This window comes from Streptomyces sp. UH6 (genome assembly GCF_013421635.1).
Classification (GTDB): domain Bacteria; phylum Actinomycetota; class Actinomycetes; order Streptomycetales; family Streptomycetaceae; genus Streptomyces; species Streptomyces abyssomicinicus.
On sequence record NZ_JACADT010001019.1, the window covers coordinates 1 to 1,983 of the forward strand.

A 1,983-nucleotide genomic window follows, 5' to 3' on the forward strand; every position below is an offset into this window, starting at 1 on the left:
CCCGGCGGCCGAGCGGGCCCTCGGGCGGCTGAAGGGCCCCCAGGGCGGCAAGGCCGCCGCGAGCTGGAACGCCAGGACCGGAACCCCGTCCACCGTGCTGCTGGAGAGCGCCTTCCCCGGCGACGCCGAGGCGTGGCTGCGCAAGCAGACCGGCCTGGTCTCCCGCACCGACCCCACTCCCTACCTCCGCCCCGACACCGAGCGCACGCGCGCCGGCTCCTCCGCGCGCAGGGCCGGACCCGGGGTGACCGAGCTCGACCACTGGTACGAGCAGGTCGTCGACGGCGTCCCGGTCTACCAGGGCGGCCTGGGCGTCCACCTGGACCCGACCGGCAAGGAGGTCTGGTCCGTCACCAACGCCTTCAAGCCGGGCCTGGAGAACGCGCCGACCGAGCCGTCCGTCGACGCGGACGCCGCCACCGCCCAGGCGCGCGCGGCCCTGCCCGGGGCCCGGGTGGTCGAGGAGCCCGTCCTCTACGTGCGCGAGGGCCGGACGGAGGGCGCCGCCCCCGAACTCGTCTGGCACGTCTGGCTGATGGACGACGCGCGGCAGATGTCCCAGGTCTACTTCGTGGACGCCCTCGCCGGCCGCGGCGTGCTGGACGTGGAGGACCGCACCCGGCACGCGCTCAAGCGCATGGTCCACGACTTCGCGCACACCGACGACTGGCCCGCCCCGCTGGCCCGCTCGGAGGGCGCCGACGCCTCCCAGGTCGCGGACGTCAACTACGCCTACCAGTACACCGGCGCCACCTACGAGTACTTCAAGGACGCGCACAACCGCGACAGTTACGACAACGCGGGCGCCACCCTGGTCAGCGGTGTCAGGTACCGCGAGGATCCCGACGAGGCCGTGGAGAACGCCTTCTGGGACGGCGAGAAGATGATCTTCGGCGACGACATGACGTCCATCGACGTCACCGCGCACGAACTCACCCACGCCGTCACCGACCTCAGCGGCGGGCTCGACTACAAGGACCAGTCGGGCGCGCTCAACGAGAGCTTCTCCGACGTGTTCGGCGAGATGGTCGAGAGGGACGTCCGGGGCAGCAACGACTGGCTGATGGGCGCCGACCTCCCGATGGGCGCCATCCGCAGCATGGCCGACCCGGGCAAGCACGACCAGCCCGCGCACATGCGGGACTACGAGGCCCAGTGCGGCGACGGCGGCGGGGTGCACCACAACAGCGGCATCCCCAACCACGCCTTCTACAAGGCGTTTAAGGCCTCCGCGGACCGCGGCGAGACCGAGAAGATCTGGTACGCGGCGCTGACGGACTTCCTGTACCCGCAGGCCACCTTCGCCGACGCCCGCAACGCCACCATCGCGGCCGCCTGGCGCCTGTACGGCAAGGGCTCCTGGGAGAGCGAGGTCGTCGCTGTCGCCTGGTCCGAGGTCGGCGTCGAGTCCGACACCCCCGCCTCGAACAGCGGTGACAACTGCTCCTGCGTGATGGGCGCCGGCCTGAGCACGGTCGACTACGCCGCGGACGGACCGCAGGAGGCGGAGATCCGGTCGACCCTGTACCGGGCCCGTGACGTGCTGCCGACCGCCGAGCCCGCGGTCGCCTACTACGTGGAGCTGTACAACGAGGACAGCCCGCGGCTCGACCCGCTGATCAACGAGGACGAGGCGCTGCGCACCGAGCTCGGCATGCTCCTGATGCAGCTCAACCCCTTGTTCATGTGGGCGAGCGGTGAGCAGGAGGGCGAGCCGCCGGTGGTCTCCGACGCCGACATCGCGGCCATCGACCACTTCTTCGACGCGGTCGCCCGCGCCGACCTCGCCCAGGAGGGCGGCGGCGCGCTGGCCCAGTCCGTCCAGGTCCGCTGGCCCGCCGCGGGCTACCGGGACACCATCGGCCTCGACGGCGACACGGCCCTGGACCACATGAACGACCAGGTGGAGAACATCCCCGGGCGATGAGTCCGGTCCCGCTCCGCTGATCCACCCACCCCGCACCGCCGCCGCGCGCCACCCGC

General features: G+C 72.1%; 1 protein-coding gene. It reads left to right on the forward strand.

Translation table 11 applies throughout. From position 1 onward, the window contains the following. On the forward strand, positions 1-1,927 hold a 1,927-nt coding region (locus HW445_RS28705), incomplete at its 5' end, for a M4 family metallopeptidase (protein WP_180223762.1). Positions 1,928-1,983 lie beyond the last annotated feature (56 nt).